This is a genomic window from Thainema salinarum CENA647 (genome assembly GCF_057732415.1).
In genome coordinates, this window is record NZ_JBYJZJ010000022.1 from 3,025,233 (window position 1) to 3,045,026 (window position 19,794).

General features: G+C 53.1%; 22 protein-coding genes. 15 read left to right on the top strand and 7 right to left on the bottom strand.

Annotated elements, in window-relative coordinates:
- The first annotated feature begins 73 nt into the window (after positions 1-73).
- Positions 74-766, top strand: coding sequence for a two-component system response regulator RppA (gene rppA / locus AC286M_RS20065; RefSeq protein WP_488206078.1), 693 nt, complete (start codon positions 74-76; stop codon positions 764-766).
- On the top strand, positions 735-2,153 hold the full coding sequence (rppB, locus tag AC286M_RS20070) for a two-component system sensor histidine kinase RppB (RefSeq protein ID WP_488206079.1): 1,419 nt from the start codon (positions 735-737) through the stop codon (positions 2,151-2,153). Before rppA ends, rppB begins: the two co-directional genes overlap by 32 nt.
- Here the strand turns inward: rppB and AC286M_RS20075 are convergent.
- Positions 2,146-2,643 (bottom strand): hypothetical protein, encoded by a 498-nt coding sequence (locus AC286M_RS20075; protein ID WP_488206080.1) that lies wholly within the window; start codon positions 2,641-2,643, stop codon positions 2,146-2,148. The genes rppB and AC286M_RS20075 overlap by 8 nt on opposite strands.
- Positions 2,644-2,663: 20 nt before the next feature.
- Positions 2,664-3,173, bottom strand: a complete 510-nt coding sequence (locus tag AC286M_RS20080; RefSeq protein WP_488206081.1) for a hypothetical protein — start codon at positions 3,171-3,173, stop codon at positions 2,664-2,666.
- Between the two features lie 105 nt (positions 3,174-3,278).
- Here AC286M_RS20080 and AC286M_RS20085 point away from each other — a divergent pair, with 105 nt between their 5' ends.
- From AC286M_RS20085 to AC286M_RS20095, 3 genes are all read left to right on the top strand, one after another.
- Positions 3,279-3,686 carry a hypothetical protein gene (locus tag AC286M_RS20085; RefSeq protein WP_488206082.1) on the top strand — a complete coding sequence of 136 codons (408 nt, stop codon included), beginning with the start codon at positions 3,279-3,281 and terminating at the stop codon, positions 3,684-3,686.
- Between the two features lie 69 nt (positions 3,687-3,755).
- Entirely contained in the window at positions 3,756-4,475 is a 720-nt protein-coding gene (locus AC286M_RS20090; RefSeq protein ID WP_488206083.1) for a response regulator, read from the top strand.
- Positions 4,472-5,851 carry a sensor histidine kinase gene (locus AC286M_RS20095; protein WP_488206084.1) on the top strand — a complete coding sequence of 460 codons (1,380 nt, stop codon included), beginning with the start codon at positions 4,472-4,474 and terminating at the stop codon, positions 5,849-5,851. The genes AC286M_RS20090 and AC286M_RS20095 overlap by 4 nt, the downstream gene beginning before the upstream one ends.
- Positions 5,852-5,861: 10 nt before the next feature.
- On the opposite strand, the gene AC286M_RS20100 is transcribed toward AC286M_RS20095, so the two are convergent.
- From AC286M_RS20100 to AC286M_RS20110, 3 genes are all read right to left on the bottom strand, one after another.
- Complete coding sequence (locus AC286M_RS20100) at positions 5,862-6,206, bottom strand: DUF305 domain-containing protein (RefSeq protein ID WP_488206085.1); 345 nt, start codon at positions 6,204-6,206, stop codon at positions 5,862-5,864.
- Positions 6,207-6,362: 156 nt separating this feature from the next.
- The gene (locus AC286M_RS20105) at positions 6,363-8,474 is read right to left on the bottom strand and encodes a copper-translocating P-type ATPase (RefSeq protein ID WP_488206086.1); all 2,112 of its coding nucleotides are present in this window, start codon (positions 8,472-8,474) and stop codon (positions 6,363-6,365) included.
- A gap of 171 nt (positions 8,475-8,645) precedes the next feature.
- Positions 8,646-8,735: a hypothetical protein gene (locus AC286M_RS20110; protein ID WP_488206087.1), complete on the bottom strand. Its 90-nt coding sequence runs from the start codon at positions 8,733-8,735 to the stop codon at positions 8,646-8,648.
- 215 nt (positions 8,736-8,950) lie between these two features.
- On the opposite strand from AC286M_RS20110, the gene AC286M_RS20115 reads away from it, so the two are divergent.
- A complete protein-coding gene (locus tag AC286M_RS20115; RefSeq protein ID WP_488206088.1) occupies positions 8,951-10,396 on the top strand; it encodes a multicopper oxidase family protein in 1,446 nt (481 codons plus the stop codon).
- 361 nt (positions 10,397-10,757) lie between these two features.
- Here the strand turns inward: AC286M_RS20115 and AC286M_RS20120 are convergent, their stop codons facing one another.
- Positions 10,758-10,979 (bottom strand): hypothetical protein, encoded by a 222-nt coding sequence (locus tag AC286M_RS20120; protein WP_488206089.1) that lies wholly within the window; start codon positions 10,977-10,979, stop codon positions 10,758-10,760.
- A gap of 328 nt (positions 10,980-11,307) precedes the next feature.
- Between AC286M_RS20120 and AC286M_RS20125 the strand changes: the two genes are divergently transcribed.
- The 8 genes from AC286M_RS20125 to AC286M_RS20160 all read left to right on the top strand — a co-directional run bounded on the left by AC286M_RS20125 (position 11,308) and on the right by AC286M_RS20160 (position 15,405).
- Positions 11,308-11,649, top strand: a complete 342-nt coding sequence (locus AC286M_RS20125; RefSeq protein ID WP_488206090.1) for a hypothetical protein — start codon at positions 11,308-11,310, stop codon at positions 11,647-11,649.
- A 76-nt stretch (positions 11,650-11,725) separates the two neighbouring features.
- Positions 11,726-12,568: a DUF5895 domain-containing protein gene (locus AC286M_RS20130; RefSeq protein WP_488206091.1), complete on the top strand. Its 843-nt coding sequence runs from the start codon at positions 11,726-11,728 to the stop codon at positions 12,566-12,568.
- Between the two features lie 168 nt (positions 12,569-12,736).
- Complete coding sequence (locus AC286M_RS20135; RefSeq protein WP_488206092.1) at positions 12,737-13,237, top strand: hypothetical protein; 501 nt, start codon at positions 12,737-12,739, stop codon at positions 13,235-13,237.
- Positions 13,234-13,560, top strand: coding sequence for a hypothetical protein (locus AC286M_RS20140; protein WP_488206093.1), 327 nt, complete (start codon positions 13,234-13,236; stop codon positions 13,558-13,560). Before AC286M_RS20135 ends, AC286M_RS20140 begins: the two co-directional genes overlap by 4 nt.
- Before the next feature lie 114 nt (positions 13,561-13,674).
- A complete protein-coding gene (locus AC286M_RS20145; protein WP_488206094.1) occupies positions 13,675-14,160 on the top strand; it encodes a hypothetical protein in 486 nt (161 codons plus the stop codon).
- Positions 14,161-14,248: 88 nt separating this feature from the next.
- Positions 14,249-14,671, top strand: coding sequence for a hypothetical protein (locus AC286M_RS20150; protein WP_488206095.1), 423 nt, complete (start codon positions 14,249-14,251; stop codon positions 14,669-14,671).
- Positions 14,672-14,683: 12 nt separating this feature from the next.
- Positions 14,684-14,890: a hypothetical protein gene (locus AC286M_RS20155; RefSeq protein ID WP_488206096.1), complete on the top strand. Its 207-nt coding sequence runs from the start codon at positions 14,684-14,686 to the stop codon at positions 14,888-14,890.
- Between the two features lie 26 nt (positions 14,891-14,916).
- Entirely contained in the window at positions 14,917-15,405 is a 489-nt protein-coding gene (locus tag AC286M_RS20160) for a hypothetical protein (RefSeq protein WP_488206097.1), read from the top strand.
- 59 nt (positions 15,406-15,464) lie between these two features.
- Here AC286M_RS20160 and AC286M_RS20165 read toward each other — a convergent pair whose 3' ends face one another.
- The gene (locus AC286M_RS20165) at positions 15,465-16,871 is read right to left on the bottom strand and encodes a hypothetical protein (protein WP_488206098.1); all 1,407 of its coding nucleotides are present in this window, start codon (positions 16,869-16,871) and stop codon (positions 15,465-15,467) included.
- Between the two features lie 286 nt (positions 16,872-17,157).
- On the opposite strand from AC286M_RS20165, the gene AC286M_RS20170 reads away from it, so the two are divergent.
- Positions 17,158-19,614: a glycoside hydrolase family 31 protein gene (locus tag AC286M_RS20170; protein WP_488206099.1), complete on the top strand. Its 2,457-nt coding sequence runs from the start codon at positions 17,158-17,160 to the stop codon at positions 19,612-19,614.
- The last annotated feature ends 180 nt before the right edge of the window (positions 19,615-19,794 follow it).

Consider the following 19,794-nt stretch of genomic DNA (forward strand, 5'->3'; position numbering starts at 1 on the left):
TCAAGAGGTGAGCTGAAAATTTTGGGGCGCTTTTCATACCTTAGGATCTAAAAATACAAGCTAACCTGCTTTTATGCGTATCCTCCTAGTTGAAGATGAGCCGGATTTGGGCAAAGCGATTAAGCGAACCCTGACCCAAGAAGCCTATGTGGTGGACTGGGTGCGGTCGGGGGATGAGGCGCTAGCCTATCTGGAAAATGATTTGCCGCTTTATACAATTGGGGTGTTTGACTGGATGCTGCCAGGACGGTCGGGAATCGAGCTGTGTCAGTGGCTGCGATCGCACCATCATGCCCTGCCCGTTTTGATTTTGACTGCCAAGGATCAAATTGAGGATCGGATTACGGGGCTAGATGCTGGAGCCGATGATTATCTGGTCAAACCCTTCAGCATGGCCGAGTTGCTGGCCCGACTACGGGCACTGCGGCGACGGCAACCTGAGATTAAGCCGAGTCAAATTCAGGTGGGGCCGTTGATGCTGGATTGCGATCGCAGAATGGCCTTTCTCAATGCTGGTGAACGAACCGAGCAGGCCATCGAACTAACTCAGAAAGAGTTTCAGTTGCTTCAGTACCTGATGGAGCACCCGAACCGGATTCTGACCCGCGATCAGGTGCTGAATCAGCTCTGGGAAATTGGCGCTGAACCCAACAGCAACGTCGTTGCGGCTCAAATGCGGCTCCTGCGGCGGAAGCTGGCCAAGTATCACTGTGATGATTTGATTGAAACTGTCTATGGCATGGGATACCGCTTCAACACCGAATAAGCTATTTCGTCGCAGCCGCTGGCAGCTCACGGTCTGGTACACTGGCGTGATGACGGCAGTACTGGGGCTGAGCGGCTTTGGCGTCTATGAAGCGATTGCCCATGCCCATCGGGTCACGGCTGACCGCGAACTGAAGTCTGTGGCCGAAACGGTTCATGATGCCCTGGAAACTACGCTCACGGCTAACGGTCAAATTGATGGCCTGTCGCAAAATTTGTTGCCCAATCTGTGCGTGGCCGGAGAACCCTGTCAGGTGCCATTTGAGGCATCGCGGGGGCATCATGGCGGATCGCCCTATCGCGGCAGCTACTATTTTCGCGTGCTGTCGCCGGATCAAACGCTACTAGCAACGGCAGGCATCCTGCCCGAAGGCTTGCCAATGACAGATACCGAAGCCGCTTGGCACACGCTGCGAGATGACGCGAACAACCAGTATCGCCAGATTGCGCTACCGCTTTACAACCTCAACGATCAAAGCCGTCTGGGCACGCTGCTGGTCGGGCGCTCCTTCAGCGATTTTGCCGCTTACCTCGACATGATTCGCTGGATTATCGTCCTCAGCTTACCGCTCACGGTAGGACTAATTGCGATCGCAAGTTGGTGGTTAGCGGGAGTTGCCTTGAAACCTGTCCGAGTCTCGTACCGCAATATTCAGCAATTTACGGCTGATGCTGCTCATGAACTGCGTACGCCTCTAACTGCGACGCAGGCAACAGCGGAATCGGTGTTGCGACTGCCCCACATTTCGGATGAAGAAGCGCGGGAAACGCTACAGGTAATCACCCGTCAGAACCAGCGGTTGACAACCCTCGTCAGTGACCTGCTGCTGCTGTCTCGATTAGACATTCAACGTTCAACTGCCCAAACCCCCTGCTGTTTACAGGATGTGCTGAGCGATATTGAAGAAGAACTGGCCGCACTTGCGATCGCAGCTGAGATTCAACTGGTGCTTGACCAACCCGCTGAACCGCCGATCATCGTCCTGGGTAATGAAGCACATCTCTATCGGCTGGTGCTGAATGTAGTGAGTAATGCCCTCCAGCACACCCCACCGGGTGGCAAGGTCATCATCCGGCTACAGCAAAGTACCCGCAACACATTCCCGGAAGGCGAAAAGCGACAGGCGATAATTACCGTAGAAGACACAGGCATTGGTATTGCTCCAGCCGATCAGCAGCGGATTTTTGAGCGGTTCTATCGAGTCGATAAAGCCCGTTCTCGATACAGCGGCGGTTCGGGATTGGGGCTATCAATTGCCCTTGCGATCGCGCAGGCTCACGGCGGCGAAATTCAGGTTCAGAGCGAGCTAGAACGGGGCAGCACCTTCACCATTCTGTTGCCCACCTCCGCACTGCGTAATATCGCATGGCAAACCCCCATCAGTTGATTGATGCGGCAATGACCAGGGCAATCAGGCTGACCAGGGCGAATCCTGCCCGCGCTACGTGAGAATATTCCCAGCGATTGCGCAAGTTTGTCCAGGCCCACGAACGGGGATCGTCCGGCTTCACTCCAAAGGCGAAAAAGCCAGTACTCACGTTGCTTAAGTCCTCATTTTGCAGCCAGAACTGGTTCACGGGATGGGTAATCAGCCAGTACACGCCTTGCATACCGATGATGCCTAGTAAGGCTATACCGATTAGCCAGAATTCTATGCTGCCTAGTCGCACAAGGAACAGCAGAATCAGCATCAGGATCAGACTCATGGGTTCACTGATGCCGCCAATCGTGAAACCAGGATAATAAATGGGCTGCACGGCGTAGTAGGTCTCTTTTGAAAGCCGCAGTTTTCCTGGTAGCTCCAGAGCATGAGCCAGCGCAAGGGCCATTGCGATCGCAACCACCACCACAGTCAAAACCTGTAAAACAGTTAACATGACGAATACCTCTTGGTGAGTCAAAGCACAGGGGCCGAAGGCACACGACTCCGGGAGTGATGATCTGGAATTTTAACCAGGACAGACATTAGACTAGCGCTAAACCCAAGCAAATACAGCCCAAATCGAGCCGCATGAGCATATTCCCAGCGAGCGCGATAGGTCATCCAGTTGGCGGGCAATGCATCGACCGTCCAGGTCTCCACCGCTGTATTGACTGGGCCATTGTGTAGTTGCCAGACTATCAAGGCCAGACTAATGCAGATAGATGCCAGCAGGCTCCAGCGAAAGGAATGCCGCTGTTTTCGGAGCAGGACGGTAACTGCGATCGCACTGAGAAATGCGACAACTTCAATCGGGCCTAACACTTGACCAAATCCCTCATAAAGGCGTTGTTGCACCCAGAGATAGTTCTCAGCAGAGAGTGATATTTTGTTGGGCAATTCCAGTAGATGAGCGAAGGCCACTCCAGCAGATAATCCCGTTGAAATAATGGTTGTAAAGGCCAATATCTTTGAGAGCTGGTTCATGGTTTATATCTCCGTTCCTCCTTGGATGAGGTTACGGCTCACACGGTAGGCTATGAGTGTTTCAAGATTCTTTCAAATTGGTAATAGTTAGTAACAGGGAATTAGATGATGCGACAAAAAATCAGTCATCAATCACCTAAGGGATTTGGCTCAATTGAGCATCGGCAAAATGCTACTCTTTTGCTGCGGCGTAAGGCTCAAGCTGATACCCAGGGCTATCCGATCGCAACGATTGCTTACTATGGCCCTGATGAGGACACTGCGACCAAAGTCGCCGTTGGAATTGTCGATCAGTCCCAAGAAGTCATCGATTTAAAGCGTTGGCTTGCAGATGGGATCGAAATCCGGATGGACGACACCGTAAATCGTCAAATTCTCGATTTCATCAAGCGCAAACGGGCCAAGCGGGTAATTATGACTGACGGAATTATCGGCTGTCCCCATGAAGAAGGTATTGACTATCCTAAGGGAGAAAACTGCCCGGAGTGTCCCTACTGGGCCGACAAACGTTGAAATACAACTGCAATCAACTGTTGCCGAGATGAAACAAAGTTGATTAAGCGCTCAATCTAGAATGGCGGTATGACTGAGCTTCCCTTGATTTTGATTGTGGATGATGACCGCGAGATTCGCGATTTGCTGTCGCGATTTCTGACTCGGCATGGCTATCGGGTTGAGACGGCGGCTGATGGGGCAGGCATGTGGCGCTCACTCGATATCCATTCCATCGATTTGATTGTGCTGGATTTGATGCTGCCGGGAGATGATGGTTTGGCTCTGTGCCAAAAATTACGGTCTACTTCTACGCTGCCTATTGTGATGTTGACTGCCATTGGTGACGATGCGGATCGAATTGTGGGGCTGGAACTAGGGGCCGACGACTACGTGACCAAGCCGTTTAATCCGAGGGAGCTGCTGGCACGGATCAAAGCTGTCTTACGCCGAATTGAGTATGTCACGGTCGAAGTCCAGCAGAAACCACCCAAAGGATTTGGGTTTAATGGTTGGCAATTGGATCTGGCCAAACGAGAACTCTGTTCTCCCGATGGAGTGCTGATTCCCTTAACGGCCAATGAGTTCGACCTCTTAGCTGCATTCGCAGAGCATCCCCAGCAGGTGCTGAGCCGTGATCAACTGCTAGAGCTGACGAAGGGATATGAAGCCGCTCCCTTTGATCGCAGTGTGGATGTGCAACTGAGCCGTCTGCGCCGCAAAATTGAAGCGAATCCTAAAGCACCAACCCTGATTAAAACAGTGCGAGGTGGTGGCTATCTTTTTACACCAGTGGTGGAGAAACGATGAAGCGGATCAAGCGATTATTACCCAGCAGTCTAACAGGGCGAGTTACGCTGATTTTGACGATGGGATTTTTCTCAGCCCAGGCGATCGCTGTATGGCTACTGGTTCACGATCGCACTGTCACCGCAATGAAGATATTTGGTTTATCTGTTGCGGATAGAGTTGTCACTATTATCGACGTGATGGAAACGCTGCCACCAGATGAGCAGGTCAAGCTATTGGAAGCACTCCACAGCCCCCGGTTTCAGGTCAGCGTTTTAGACCAGCCGCCATCCCAGCCCCAGCGGGAAGCGTGGCACGCCGACGAGATTCGCCAGGACGTGCGATCGCACCTCATACCCCAGCTTAGCCAACCCATTCAGATCCAAGTGCTTGACCGCTGGTCGAACAGTCCGCTCCTAGATCAGTCAGATGGTTCTGCTCTTGTGCCGCTGCTATCTAGCCGTCAAACGATGGTGATTGCCGTTCAACAAACTCGCGATCGCTGGTTAGTCTTTGTCACCCCCTCAGACATCATTTCTCTGCGCAGCAGCAGTCACCGCTGGTTTGTGTTTCTGTTTATCGGACTTGCCATTTGGCTGCTGTCGCTTTGGGCAGCTCGACGAGTCACCCAGCCGATTACCCAATTTGCCACTGCCGCTGAGCAGTTCGGTCGGGATATTAATGCACCGCCGCTCCCCGAAGCGGGGTCGCGTGAACTCCGTCAATCCATTCAAGCTTTCAATCAAATGCAGGAACGGCTGCGGCGTCTGGTAAATGAGCGCACGTTTATGCTGGCCGCCATTGCCCATGACTTGCGAACGATCCTCACCCGGCTGAAACTGCGGGCTGAGTTTATTGATGATGGGGAGCAGGCTCAGAAGGCGATTGCTGACATTGACCAAATGCAGACCATGCTCACGGAAACCTTGACCTTTGCCCGCGCAGAATCCACCACCGAAGCCTTCGTTAAGCTGGATTTGGCGAGCCTACTCCAAAGCCTGTGTGATGATGTTGTTGATACAGGGAAAAAGGCAATCTATCAGGGACCAGTCCACGTGACCTATGTTGGTCAACCTACTGCTCTACATCGAGCGTTCATGAACCTGATTCACAATGCAGTGACCTACGGGAACGAAGCGGAGGTGATGCTGCGCTCGAAGCAGGAGAGGCTTGAGGTAGTAATTTGCGATCGCGGTTTCGGCATTCCCGCTGAATTCCAAGACAAAATCTTTGAACCGTTCTTTCGTCTAGAACAATCCCGCAACCGAGAAACCGGAGGAACCGGGCTGGGATTAGCCGTCGCTCAAACCATCATCCAACGTCATAGCGGTACCATCCAGGTACAAAGCCAGTTAAACAGTGGGAGCACATTCACGATCACGCTACCCACTGTCTAAACGGATTAGGCTATCGCTGTCCTCGATGCATCCAACCAGGCATACCGCCAACCTCGTACCAGTCTTGCAGCCAAGACTGCATCTGCCAGATTTCCTGCCGCTGGGTATTGGCGATATTCTGGGCAAAAGGCTGTACGTCCTGATGCTCAACCAGACCGTGATTTACCAATCGCTGCGACATCATCACGGCTCCCATATGGTGCATGACCATATCTTCTAGAAACGCCTGATCCAGCGCATCCCCTTCAAGCTGACTGAGGTCGCGCATCATAGGAGTGTAGGTCAGACTGGTTTCCTGACCGGGATACCATTCGTCCAGCCACGCCTGCATCTGCTCAATTTCGGCGGTTTGCACATCCTAGTTTAAATCCTCATACCTAGCTGGAGGATTACAAGCTAACCGTATTCCAGAAACCATAATTTACACTTCTTGATACATCTCAATTCAGCATTCGATGTTCGATCATTGAGAACAAAGCACGATTTCTGCCAAACTCCTACCGGGTTGGACTTAGGCTAGTTTGGCTCGGCGTAGCATCACCGCATTGATCGCCACAATCACTGTGGAAAGGCTCATCAGTAAAGCCCCTATCGCTGGTGACAGCACGATGCCCCAAGCCGACAGTACGCCTGCTGCCAGTGGAATGGCGATCACGTTGTACCCGGTGGCCCAGAATAGATTTTGAATCATCTTGCTGTAGGTCTTCTTCGCTAGCACCAGCGCCTTTACTGCATCTAGGGGATCGTCTTCCACTAGTACCAAGTCAGCGGATTCAATGGCCACGTTGGTACCCGCCCCAATCGCTAAGCCCATATTGGCTTCCAGCAAAGCGGCTGCATCGTTGATGCCGTCACCCACAAAGGCAGTAGGAGCCTCTTGTTTCAGCTCTCTGATGCGATTCACTTTGTCTTCAGGCAGCACGCGGGCGTAGTAGCGATCGATGCCCAGATCTTCAGCAACAGCACGCGCAACGGCTTCGGCATCCCCGGTAATCATCACCGCCTGGATGTCCATCTCATGCAGGCGATCGATGGTGGTGCGGGCACGTTCTCGGATCTGGTCAGCCATTGAGATAACTGCGATCGCACGTTCAGTAGTCATCAGCACAACAGCGCTTTCACCCCGCTCATCGGCTCGGCTTAATGCCTGTTGCAGTGGAGCAGAAAACGATAGATGTTGCTCCTGCACCCATTCCGGTCGTCCAACGCGATAGGTTTGTCCATTGATCAGGCCCTCTACGCCCCGTCCAGTCACGGTTTGGAAGTCACGCGTTTGGGGTAGAGCTAGCTGCCGCCGATGAGCTGAATCGACGATTGCTTTCGCAAGAGGATGCTCGGAGGGATTTTCTAGGGCAGCGGCAATGGCTAACGCTTCATCCTCATCCATGCCGTCCACAGCGACGTTTTGGACGCCAAACTTGCCTTGGGTCAGCGTTCCAGTTTTGTCGAAAGCGACGATTTTGATATCCTTGGCTCGTTCGAGAGAATCACGGTTGCGTACCAAGATGCCGTTGCGAGCAGCCAGTCCAGTGGAGTTGGCAATCACGAGCGGAATCGCTAGCCCCAAGGCATGGGGACAGGTGATCACTAGAACCGTTACTGCTCGGTTGATGGAGAAGATCAGATCCGCCAGCGTTAGCCAAACGATAAAAGTAAGGGTGCCAACCGAAATGGCGATGATCGTCAGCCAGTAGGCCACTTTATCTGCGAGTACCTGATAGCGACTGCGGGAGGACTGCGCTTCTTCGACCAGCCGCATAATCTGGCTAATGGCGGTGTCTGCTCCAATACGAGTCACTCTGACCTGTACGGAACCTTCCGTATTCACCGACCCCGCGACTACTTCATCCCCAACCTCCTTATAAACGGGCTTTGATTCACCCGTCAGGAACGATTCGTTGACGCTGGTGTGGCCCTCAATCACTTCGCCATCATTGGGAATTTGTTCGCCAGGACGAATTAGGATGACATCGTTGACTTGGATCTCATCAACCGAAACATCTTCAATGTGACCATTCCGCATCCGATGCGCTGCGTTAGGCACCAGGGTCGAGAGTTCTTCTAGCGCTTTGCTCGCTCCCTGCACCGAGGCCATCTCAACCCAGTGGCCCAGCAGCATGATGTCGATCAGCGTCGCTAGTTCCCAATAGAAGGGCATTCCCTCCAGGCCCAGGGACACAGCAATACTATATACAAACGCCACCGTAATTGCCAGCGCAATCAGTGTCATCATGCCGATCTTGCCCTGAAACTCGTGCCACGCGCCCTTGAGAAATGGCCAGCCGCCATAGAAATAGAGGGCAATGCCGAGAATGGGATTAATCCAACCAGAGCTAGGAAATGCGATCGCTTCATACCCCAACCACCCCTGAAGCTGTGGTGAAAAGTAGAGAATCGGCAGCGTCAAAATCAGCGATACGAAAAATCGCTGCTTGAACATGGCCGGACTGTGATGCCCATGACCGCTGTGACCGCCATGCCCCCGGTGTCCGCCACGGGCGCTATGAGCGTGGTCGCCATGATATGCACCAGCAGCCTCTACGGGATGACCAGTGTGGCTTTTATGAGCGCCATCGACTCTAGAATTTTCGGCTTGGGTGCTGTGGTGGTGAGGATGATTCATAGGACTTGGCTGAGCATCCGCTCGCAGGAGTGAATGGGTTTACGTTAAAGCCTCAAGTCAACTGTAAGCTCCAGTATTTGATGTAAAACTTAATCTTGGAGGGCCAACGTTAGCGACTTGATCTGGTTTTGACTTATGAACCGATCACTCCGTATGGCTAGCGAAGTGGGTTTAGGCGGTTGCCATCCCAACTTTGGCAATCTTGCGATATTCTTCTGCGGCCTCACGGCAGGAACGGGCACACTTTTTACAGTGATCCATGTCGTACTTGTCGGGATAGCGAAAAAGAGCATATTTCTACACCTACCAATAGCAAGAAGCCCTACTTCATTAAATTGGAGTAGGGCCATTTCATGGTGATTTCATCTTGATGGGCTAGCAGCTTTTCCAGGGTCTATAAACTTAAGCCCTTGACTCTCTAGTCAGGTAGAGACTGCAAGATAGAACTATTACGAGCGAGAGAACTGGATTGAGCCATGACCGCAATTAAGCGAAGAAACTTTTTGAGCTTGAGTGCAGGCGCAGCCGTTGCAGTCTTGCTGTCTCAATGTTCACGGGAAAACAATGACGTCAGTTCTACTGATGTTGCTGGCACTCAGGCCCAAATCTTGACGAGCGAAGCCGGACTGCTCCAGGTTGCGCTGGCAGCAATGCCCCAAACGGTTCAGCTTGGTAACCGCAACGCCAATCTGCTCGCCTATAATGGCCAAGTCCCTGGGCCTCGCCTAGAAGCCAAGCCTGGTGATACCGTCCAAATTCGCTTTACGAATCGTCTCAATCAGCCCACCAATTTGCACTTTCACGGGCTGCACATTCCGCCGACGGGGACAGGAGACAATGCTTTTCTAGAAATTCCGCCAGGGGCAAGTCATACCTACGAGTTTCAGATTCCCCAGAACCATCCGGCAGGCACATTTTGGTATCACCCTCATTATCATGGGCTGGTTGCTGAACAGCTCTTTGGCGGCCTTGCGGGACTCTTTGTGGTACGGGGAGATTTGGATGAAATTCCCGAAATTCAAGCCGCCCAGGAGGAATTTCTAGTCCTCAAAGACTTTGCCCTAAATGACAGTGGCAATATTCCGAATCCGGGCCACATGGCACAGATGACGGGGCGCATTGGGGATTTACTGACCGCTAATGGACAATTCAATCCGGCTTTGACCGTCCCCCAAGGTGGCCTGCTGCGGCTCCGGTTGCTGAATGCTTCGTCGTCCCGGTTTTTCTGGCTGTCGCTAGAAGATCACCCATTTTATCTAATTGCAACCGATGGCGGTGCGATCGCATCTCCCATCGAACTCAACAACTTGATGCTTGCTCCTGGCGAACGAGCCGAGGTGTTGGTCAAGTGCGATCGCAATCCCGGACAGTATCGCCTACTCAATCAGCCCTTTAATCCCGCTCAAGGCATGATGGGCGGCGGTATGATGGGGCGTCCTTCCAACCCAACTCGAACGGAAACCGTTGCTACCCTTACCTATCGCGGCACAGTTAATCCGGTTCCGCTGCCAACCCAGCTCATTCCAGTTGAATCCTTGCCAGAACCCCAGACTGTACGCCAGTTCACACTCAACCACGGTATGGGAATGGGGATGGTGTTTCTAATCAACGGCCAAGCGTTTGATCATCATCGGATTGATACACAAGTAGCACTCAATACGGTTGAAGACTGGGAAATAAGCAACACGGGCACGATGGCCCATCCTTTTCATGTCCATGTCAACAAATTTCAGGTGATTAGCCGTAATGGTCAACCTGCGCCCTATGCTGCCTGGAAAGATGTTGTGTCGTTAAGTCCGGGTGAAACTGTGCGGATTCGCATCCCCTTTCGCGACTACATCGGCAAAACGGTTTATCACTGCCATATTCTAGACCATGAAGATCGAGGAATGATGGGAGTTTTAGACATTAAGCAAGCTTAGCTCCAGTACCTCAGCAAGCATCAATAATTAGTTCCAATATTTAAAGGCAAATGCAGAGCAAACCACAAGAACCGAATTGGTAGAATCCCTTCATCACCCTCAGTCAGCTCTAGACTGTATTTATAAAATTTCTCGAAACAAAACTCACACGCCTCATGACAAGATTAATTTTTTAGACTCTCTTATCTCACCCCAAATACTCGGCATAACACTGATTATGCGTGTAGTATTTAGGGTGTTTAAGTAGGAGAGTAAAAAAAGTGGGGGAGCGCTGAACGGCATCTGTTGACAGCTTGGATAGCTAAGGATTGTGGATTGCGATCGCAGTTGTCATTTCTGATGAACTCAAGGCGAAAAAGCGTCATTCATTGATCAAATCTTGATATCGCTCTGGCAAATTCCCTTCACGCCAGAGCTTTTCTATGATGGCATCGCGCAACCATGCCGTCCGATTCTCCTTCTCTCGCATTAGCGCATCAATGTCCTCCGGCAATCGCACACAAAGAGGCCGCTCAGCCATTGCTACCTCGCCCTGCTGCTGAAAGCGAGTCAAATAATCTCTGCGGGGAGTCTGATCACTCATTGCCGGAAAACTCCACAGTGCGGTATTGAATCACCCAAGTATACGAGGCATTTAATAGCTTTGACGAGTGATCAGTAAGGCTTATTGAAGAGCTAGTTTTATCCTCAAATCGATCAGAAACTCTCATCGAAAATCCGGTTAAACCCTCCTCTTTTGGCCTGCAACCCACGTATACATGGGCTAAAATAAAAGAGTGAGAGAAATAAATAGGATGCCAGAGCCACAAAGTATGGGGAACCTGCTGAACCCGCAGCCACCGGAGCCGATTCCGATGTCTAACCAAGACTGAAAACTGGGATGAATCCATTCACCTTCGCTGCAAACGGTGATGCCCCGGAAAGCGTCCAACTTCAGCCGGGGCACTGCCGGTACACCCTTCATTTCTGGAGAAATGACAATGCTACCTGCCTTTATTGATTCTATCCAAACTGAACTGGCTGAAAAGGCCGATGCCGCTTATCAATCCTCTTATCTAGATGGCAGCACTGATGCCGCCTTTGGACGTCTCCCCGAATATGCGGATGCGGCCTACTTGGCAGGCTACGTAGCTAAGCTCAAGGAACTGCCCACAGATTCGCTCGGGCGGCTGATCCATTATTCCCCACGCCAGCATTTTGCATTTGGCTATGTAGATAGTCCTGATCCCTGTCGCTGTGACGACGAGTTCTAAGCCGATTCACTAAATCCGCCTCTGAGGCAAAGCTTGGGCTTTGCCTCTTTTTCACTTCAACGCAAGGAGACTTCTCATGACCCCTTCAACAACTGTGACAGTGGCTGCTCAAAATGGCCATCATCAACAGGCTGAACCTCAGCTGACTTCAGACCACGATGAATTTGATACATCTGAGTACGAAGAAGAGCGTGCATCTCTGCCCTATCTTCAAATGCTGAACCATCCAGACCCGAATCAATCCGGCTTTTTCCTTACGACTGAAAATCGGGAGGCATCTGGCTTTATTCCTAATAATGATTGGTTGCCGCACACTGCGACGTTCCAGCAAGGAGAAACCGTAGAGGGCTATCGCTCGTTGCTCGCTCGACTGCTGATTTTAAGAAAGTCAAAGCTACTCATGTACCACCGCGATCGCAACGAGTTCATCAGCAATTATCAAATGTCAACCTACGATCGCACTCTTCATGTGCTCAAACAGCGTTACCTACTCTATCTTCTAACCCCCAATCAGCAGTTAATGCACGAGTCGCCCTTAATGCTGACTACCAAAGGTTCATTCTGCGGCAGCTTTGGGGAAACAGTGCGGAACTTTCGCAGCCAGATGAGCAAAGCTTATGGCATAGCAACAGGAGCCAAAAAGTCACGGGGTGACAAGTTCATGGCTCTATCGGTACTAGCCGTGCAGGTGCAACCCGTGCTCAAGGGGAAAGAGAAAAAGTCCTGGGTCTGTTCGGTTTCCAGTTACGGACAACCTACTGCTGAAAATTGGATGACCTACTTTGTCGGCTACGACAGTGAGATAAAAGAGCGCATTTTGAAGGAATTCGAGACCTGGGCTGATTTCGGCCAACCGATGGTCAATCCTCCCCTACAACCGACTCCTGAAGTGTCTGAGTTTGACTACGACGAGTTTTAGATTGTCTCATCAGCTCAGCCCGGAGCGGGTGCTTTAGGCTGTTCTATCACCTCTATCAGCAAAGCGAATTGGCTTTGCCAATCGCTAGTTTCCCATGAACCACCGTTTTTTTACCTCCCTCAGCGCGATCGGATCGCGCTGAGGGCTTTTATTTTAGGAGCTTATTCGATGCGTACCAACGGCGTTTCATCCCCTTCAGTGCCAGACTTTAACGTTCCAGTCCTGATGGATCGTCTCTGCAACTTTTCCGATGCCTACTTTGATGCCGCGTGGATGCATCTGAGCATCGAGGAAGCTGAATCGCTAGCAGCCCTATTGATTCACCAATTGGCAGCCTCACTGTCTGGCAAGCTGGTTGCCACGTATCTCCATGTCCTACGCTCAGGAGAACTGATTGACTTGCCACCTATTCAGATTCGAGCTCACCATCCGATGCGAGAACTGCCACCCCATTTTCCAGATGAAGCTCCACTGCCCATTTTTCTCTACGGCAATCGCGTTTGCTGGACGGCAGATGTTGCGACAACTGGCATTGTCATTGGTCGCTACTTTGCCTATGCCCATCACCGGGGATGCTGGGCCTGGAAATATTTGGTGTGGTTAAGCCAACCTGTCGGCCAAGTACTCGCTGACAGGGCTTGGGAAGAGGATCTGGAGGCTCGACCATGACTCGCCCGTTAACTGAGCGCGAACTGGAACTGATTCAGCTGTATGCTCGTTGCCGCTTGGGTTTGTCTCCACAAGCGTTTTACAGCAAGTGGGGCGTCAATCATGAGCTAATCGCTGCAATTTGTTCTCGCTCTCCGGTCACCGTTCATCGCTGGTTTCTGCAAGGACCGGATTACCGTGCTCCGAGCGCGAGTGACCTGCGACACCTTGCTCTGATGGACTTTCTGCTGGAACATTTCGAGACCATGCCACCCACCCTGATTGAAATCCTGTGCCCTGGCAGCCACCCTGATGCGGCACCACCCAACACCAACAGCACATAAGTCTGATTTTTTCAATATCCAACGGATATTTCTTTTCTAATTTTCTCTCCCTAAGGTGAGTCCAGAGTCCTGCATGGCTCGCTGTCCTATTCATCGTTAGGGGATTTTTACATCATGGTTCAACGGCAAACGGGTTCAGACGGTCACCGTGTTGCGACGGAAATTCAGCGTATCCAGAGCGCTCTTCATCAGGTCGGATTTCGCACTCGCAAGCAGCCGAGGCAGCCGATTTGGGCCATTATTACCCCCGACGATCAACGGTATCGACTGAGCTTTCAGCCGACCCCGATCCGAGGCTGGATCCTGTATCCGATTGATGAGAATCCAGTAAGACTACAAATTACGGAAATCGTGCAGTCTGTGTTAGCTCCAGAGCGCATCGCTTGGCAACAAACTGTAGCTTCAGAACCTACCGTGCAGCCAGATTGCCGACCTTGGGCACTGGTCATGATTCAGAATGCGGTGCAGCGATCAATTATTAGCCGCTTTCGCAACCGGCAAGATGCCGATGATCATCTCAGAGCAATTCGACGACATCTGCCGCAGGGGGTCTTTGAGGTGGTGTTTGATCTATCTGAGCAGACAACTCAGATGCAATAAGGTTAAGAGTTAAAGTGAGAATAGCTCTCTTCTATCCTTTCTGATTGAGTTCCTTCCTACAAACGTTTCGGCCCTGCTCCATTGACCCATGACTCAAGTTACTCAGCAAAGAAAGAAGTCCTTTTCTAGCTTTACCTACCGAGAATCCTTTAAGCATTTAGGCATCACCGAGCTAAAGCGATGGGACTTGTCGGCAAAGTCTGTTCCCATTAGTGATTTTTTTCACCAGTGGCTAGAGCGGCTGCAGCGGTTCGACCTCGAAAGCTTGGAAGTTTCTAAAACACTGCTCATTGATGCCATCTGTGAAAAGGGATTGGAGGGATGTAAGAGATTGAAGGTATGGAAAGGGGCTTATCTGGAAGGGGAAACTGTCTGCGGCAATGTGGACTATCTGATTGCGGAGCAGCGAGCTTATCTGGAGACTCCCTTTGGCTACGTGATTGAGGCCAAAAAAGATGACTTCGAGCAAGGAGCTGCCCAGTGCTTGGTCGAGATGCACGCCTGCCAGTAGGTGAACCGCCAGATGGGACAGGATATGGATATCTATGGCATCGTTACCAATGGTGAGGGCTGGAAGTTCTATCAGCTCACTCGCCACGAAGAAGTATTTGAATCATGGCTGTATGGCATCGGGGAAATGTCGATTTTGCTCGGACTGTTGCGGATGTTCTTTGAGCTATGCGATTGCAACTTGCACAGCTCCACCACGCCAGCCCCCAGCGAATCTTAATGCAGAAAGCCTCAGAGGAGATCATCATGCCCTTTGATTGGGAAACCTTCACCTATGACGAAGAATGGCTGCGAGAGGCGGTGCGCATCGAGGAAGAGTTTGGCGATGATATCAGCGCTGGCCCGGATTGGGATACCAATTTAGGAAGGATGATGGCCAATCCTCAAGGCTATGGTCACTTTACTCATCTACGATCGATGGTGATGCAAGCCTGGAAGCAGTTGGTGAGCGAATGGGATTTGGAAATTGGGGCAGAAGCGGCAGAAGCGAAGGGCCAGGAACTGATTCTGGAGCGGCTCCACCAGCCTGCACCTGACATCCAGGCAATCTTGCTGGCGCTGCTGCAGGCAAAGCTTTCGAAGCCACACGGGGAATGGGAGATGACCGAAGCAGTTCATGCCCAGATTCGAGGCGTTTTTGGCAAGGTGCTGACGCCGGAAGATTGGAAAGCGATTTGCCAGCAGGCAAGGCTGCGCCAACGCAGAAAGTGCCAGAAGAATCGCTTATTTTTTTGATCTGGATAAGTAAAGCGAACTGACTTAGCTGTCAGAACATAGACTATCTAACTTATGGATTATCCCAACGGCGGCGTTGACTCACTTAACCACTCCACAGCGTAACGCTTATCCTTTGATTCCACCTGCTGTCTCTCCTTCCCCCGATGCAAAAATTCATCCAGCTGATCAAGATTTAACGGTTGAGGCATGGGCAAGTTACCCAGCATATGTTTTAGCTGCAGGTAATGACGAATGAAGGAAGCATTATCGCGGGGATAGTTGTGCTCATTCACCCCCAGAAACTGGCCCCGATGCTGCGCCTGAGACAGAATTTCGTCGCGCCACTGGTCAACAGAGGCAATGCCCACAGAATTCACCCCATTGGCAAACAGGGTCAGGTAAATGTCGTCATAGGGATCTGTTGTCTCCAGGTATTGCCGCAGCAGCCCCAGAGAAGTCTGGTCATTAAACACCGTCCAGTAGGGCACCATCCCTTTTTGCAGCGCCCACCAGGGTTGCAGATAGGTAAACGACTCCACCAGCAGGCGATAGCTGGGCATCCCCCGCTGCTCATACCACCAGCGATACAGGTCTGCCACCAGGGGGCTGAGGGCCTGGGGGTCGTCAAACACAATGCGGCGCACCTTCAGGCCATGCTCCCGGGCAAAAGCGATGACGTCTTCCCGCAGGGCTGGCTCAAACCCCCACTCCGACTCGGGCCAAAGACCGTTTGCCGGTGGGCTTTGCCACTGGCGGTGAGCAGATCCCTGTTTTTGCAAAAACTCGGCAATGCGAGGGCTGCCCTGTACGTACTCTGCTGGCGGAATGCCCCCCTTACCGCCCACCTGAAACGTGTGGCGATCGCACAGTCGAGTCGCCGTCCAGCGGTACTGACATTCCAGCAAAAACAGGGTGCCGCCGGGCATCAAGTTCTGCTGCAGAAACTGCCGATACGGTGCCCCCAGCCGCGTGCGCTTCAGCCGAAAGTAAGCCACCCGCCCCACCTTCAACCGATCCTGGTTGGGGTCATGCATCTGGTACACCGACAGCTCAGGATTCTCCCGCAGCAGCCGCTGCACCCTGGCTTTAGCCCAGTTCATCACCTGGGTCGGGTCATCCTTATCCCCGGAGTATCGGGTGCAGACGAGCAGAGTCTGAGGCAGCCAGGGAATGCCCAATGCCGTACAGAGATGCACGGCTGCCCCATTGGAGGTACCAATCATCGCCGCCGGGTACCGCCGTTTGGGGTATTGATTCACCACCCACCGAGCCAGGGTATCTTGCCGCACCTGCTCTAACCGCCTGGGAGCCGCCGCATCGAACCAGCCGGAAACCGTCGTCAAAGCCTGATTGAGGTGATCAGGTAGAGCATCTCGCGTAGCCGCCAGCTGCGCCGTCAGTTGAGGAACCGGGCCACCCACAGACAGTTCCTGGCCCTTCAGAAAATGGCCCACCGATTGCAAATCCCGGGTTGCCGAATCCAAACCAACAATGTACTGGGGCCGCATCCCCCAGGAAGCAAGGAGGTGATTGAGTGCTATGTAGGGAGAAAAAGCCACGGATGGTCTGTCAGGTCAAGAGTTCAGGCAAACGGCACCGCCCCATTAAACCGCGCAGGCCACAATTTCCCCATCTAGCCAGAGACAGACGGAACCCCATTCCCCGCCCCAACTCCCTCCCCCGGCAGATTTCTACCCTGCGCCTTCAGGAGAAGCCAGATTCAGAAGTACCCCCTAACCTGAAACAGCACGCACCCACGCACCCACCTCCATGCGCGTCCTCAAACCAATCCGACAAAAGCTGCTCTTCTGGCTGAAGTCCCTGTTCTTTCTGCAATACTACCCCCTCGCTCTCTGGTACTCCCTGAAGCGAGACCGTTACGATAGGCCTTACCGTCCCTCAACGGCAGCCCCCCTGGCACCTGTCGGAAAACTCCTGCAGGCCATCCCCACTGACCGGGGAGCCCACTTTGAGTTTGAGCAAGCTTCCCTGGAGCTGGATTTCTTGACCCCAGACTTTGTGCGCCTCACCTGGCAGCCGGGGCAACTTCCCATTCCCTATGCTTTGGCCGGGCACGAGTGGGAACCCGTACCCACTTCCTTAGAAGAGCAGCCCCAGGGCTGGGTTGTCTCCAGCGATAGCCCTCTGAGTCAGTCTGAGGATCATTCCATCTCCATCACCGTTACCTGGGATGGCAGCCTCACCATCGCTGATCACAGGGGCCAGGTGCTTCGACAGGAGCTTTCTCCCCAGCGTAGGGGAGAAGAGTGGCAGCATACCGCTCAGCTGCGGGCAGAGGAGTGTCTTTATGGCCTGGGGGAACGGGCCACGGCCCTCAATCTGAGATCAAAGGCCACTCCCACCCACCCTAAAACCTATCAGCTCTGGAACGACGACCCCGGCAACATCTACCAACCGGGCACGGACCCCATGTACATCACCGTTCCGGTGTACCTGGGGCTGCACCAGTTGGGTAGCTACCTGGCGTTTTACGAAAACACCTTTCGGGGAGAACTGGAGCTGGCCGACCAGGCCACCATTCGTTTTGAGGCCGGGGCGTTGCGCTATTACCTGGCCCTTGGCGAGCCACCCCTGCTGATGGAGCGCTACACCCAGCTGACCGGGCGACCACCCCTGCCCCCCCGTTGGGCACTGGGCTATCACCAATCGCGCTGGGGCTATGGTTCCGCTGCTGCCGTTCGCCAGGAAGTCGAGACCTTTCAAACCCACGATCTACCCCTGAGCGCCGTCCATCTCGATATCGACTGCCAGGTAAATCACCGCTCCTTCACCCTTGACCCCCAGCGTTTTCCTGACTTCAAGCCGTTCACCGCTGACATGGCCAGTGCTGGGGTGCGGGTTGTGGCGATTAACAATCCGGGAATAAAGGCCAGCCGCCGGAACGACCTGTTCTTAGAGGGAGAAATTCTTAACGCCTTCTGCACCTACCCCCATGGAGAGCTGGTTGGGGCTCCGGTGTGGGCCGGGTGGTCCGTATTTCCTGATTTCACTGACCCTGCCGTGCGCGACTGGTGGAGCCGCCAGTTTGCCTACCTGCTGGATGCGGGAGTCGCGGGCTTCTGGAACGACATGAATGAGCCCTCGGCCTTTGTGATGTGGGGCGATCCGTCTCTGCCCCTGAGTACTCGCCACAGCCTGGAAGGGCGAGGCGGCGACCACCGTGAGGCCCATAACGTCTACGGCCTGCTGGAAACCCGCGCCGCCTTTGAGAGCCTGCAACGCTATCGACCCGAGCATCGTCCGTTTATGGTGTCGCGCTCGGGCTGGGCCGGGCTGCAGCGCTACGCCTGGACCTGGACTGGAGACATCGTTTCCACCTGGGAGTCCCTGCGGCAAACTATCGCCACCATTCTGGGATTGGGGCTGTCGGGCATTCCCTTCTGCGGTCCGGATATCGGAGGGTTTCTCGGCAATCCAGGGGCGGAACTGTACCTGCGCTGGTTTCAGATGGCCACGTTCCTGATGTTTTACCGCACCCACTGTGCCGTCAGCGTGTCTCCCCGCGCCCCCTGGACCTATGGCGAGCCTTACCTCAGCATCCTACGCCGCTTTCTGCACCTGCGCCAGCAGCTCATGCCCTACCTTTACACCCTGGTGTGGAAGGCGAGTGAGCGGGGCGATCCGCCAGTGCGTCCGCTGTTCTGGCTGAACCCCCAGGATGATACTCTCTGGAACCGGGATGATGCCTTCTGCCTGGGGGATTCTCTGCTGATATGCCCAGCCATGGCTGAGGGAGAACGGTCCCTGCCGTTTAACCTCCCTGCCGGTGACTGGTATAGCTTTTGGGACGACACCCTCTGGGTGGGGAATCAAACGGTGGAGCTGGCAGCACCCCTGGAGCGTATTCCCGTGTTGGTTAAGGCCGGGAGCATTTTGCCGATGGTGGAGGATAACTGGCTGACGCTGCACCTTTACCCTCGGGGTTCAGGAAGTTGTCAGGTGCAGGTTTATGACGATGCGGGGGAGGGCTACGGGGCGTCTCGATTAGATACCTGGCGTATGACCCACCAGGGACGGACCCTGACCCTGGCCTGGCACCGGCAGGGAGACTACGCCTTTCCCCATGGCGGAGTGAAGTTATGGATGCATGGGTCTGGGTTAGAACAGGCCTGGATCGATGGGCAGGCCGTACCTGTTCAGGGGCAGGTTCTCTCTTGTGGGGTCTTTGACGAGGTTTGCCTGGAAGTAAACCGACAAGAAAATTAAGGCATGTGATGTAACCCCAAAACCTCAACCTTAAATTCAACCGATTTTGTACCGTTGGCAAGATACAAAACCGTTTAGTCAGCCCTAGGTTGAAAGGGTTAACTACAGCCTTAAGTTCTAGTTTTCCAGGTTAGTTAAAACCTAAAAATCTTTGCCATTAAGGATTACGCCAGAAGCTTT

Coding starts and splice junctions, on each gene's coding strand:
- rppA (WP_488206078.1), top strand. CDS start 74: ATGCGTATCCTCCTAGTTGAAGATGAGCCGGATTTGGGCAAAGCGATT.
- rppB (WP_488206079.1), top strand. CDS start 735: ATGGCATGGGATACCGCTTCAACACCGAATAAGCTATTTCGTCGCAGC.
- AC286M_RS20075 (WP_488206080.1), bottom strand. CDS start 2,643: ATGTTAACTGTTTTACAGGTTTTGACTGTGGTGGTGGTTGCGATCGCA.
- AC286M_RS20080 (WP_488206081.1), bottom strand. CDS start 3,173: ATGAACCAGCTCTCAAAGATATTGGCCTTTACAACCATTATTTCAACG.
- AC286M_RS20085 (WP_488206082.1), top strand. CDS start 3,279: ATGATGCGACAAAAAATCAGTCATCAATCACCTAAGGGATTTGGCTCA.
- AC286M_RS20090 (WP_488206083.1), top strand. CDS start 3,756: ATGACTGAGCTTCCCTTGATTTTGATTGTGGATGATGACCGCGAGATT.
- AC286M_RS20095 (WP_488206084.1), top strand. CDS start 4,472: ATGAAGCGGATCAAGCGATTATTACCCAGCAGTCTAACAGGGCGAGTT.
- AC286M_RS20105 (WP_488206086.1), bottom strand. CDS start 8,474: ATGAATCATCCTCACCACCACAGCACCCAAGCCGAAAATTCTAGAGTC.
- AC286M_RS20110 (WP_488206087.1), bottom strand. CDS start 8,735: ATGGATCACTGTAAAAAGTGTGCCCGTTCCTGCCGTGAGGCCGCAGAA.
- AC286M_RS20115 (WP_488206088.1), top strand. CDS start 8,951: ATGACCGCAATTAAGCGAAGAAACTTTTTGAGCTTGAGTGCAGGCGCA.
- AC286M_RS20120 (WP_488206089.1), bottom strand. CDS start 10,979: ATGAGTGATCAGACTCCCCGCAGAGATTATTTGACTCGCTTTCAGCAG.
- AC286M_RS20125 (WP_488206090.1), top strand. CDS start 11,308: ATGCCCCGGAAAGCGTCCAACTTCAGCCGGGGCACTGCCGGTACACCC.
- AC286M_RS20130 (WP_488206091.1), top strand. CDS start 11,726: ATGACCCCTTCAACAACTGTGACAGTGGCTGCTCAAAATGGCCATCAT.
- AC286M_RS20135 (WP_488206092.1), top strand. CDS start 12,737: ATGCGTACCAACGGCGTTTCATCCCCTTCAGTGCCAGACTTTAACGTT.
- AC286M_RS20140 (WP_488206093.1), top strand. CDS start 13,234: ATGACTCGCCCGTTAACTGAGCGCGAACTGGAACTGATTCAGCTGTAT.
- AC286M_RS20145 (WP_488206094.1), top strand. CDS start 13,675: ATGGTTCAACGGCAAACGGGTTCAGACGGTCACCGTGTTGCGACGGAA.
- AC286M_RS20150 (WP_488206095.1), top strand. CDS start 14,249: ATGACTCAAGTTACTCAGCAAAGAAAGAAGTCCTTTTCTAGCTTTACC.
- AC286M_RS20155 (WP_488206096.1), top strand. CDS start 14,684: ATGGGACAGGATATGGATATCTATGGCATCGTTACCAATGGTGAGGGC.
- AC286M_RS20160 (WP_488206097.1), top strand. CDS start 14,917: ATGCCCTTTGATTGGGAAACCTTCACCTATGACGAAGAATGGCTGCGA.
- AC286M_RS20170 (WP_488206099.1), top strand. CDS start 17,158: ATGCGCGTCCTCAAACCAATCCGACAAAAGCTGCTCTTCTGGCTGAAG.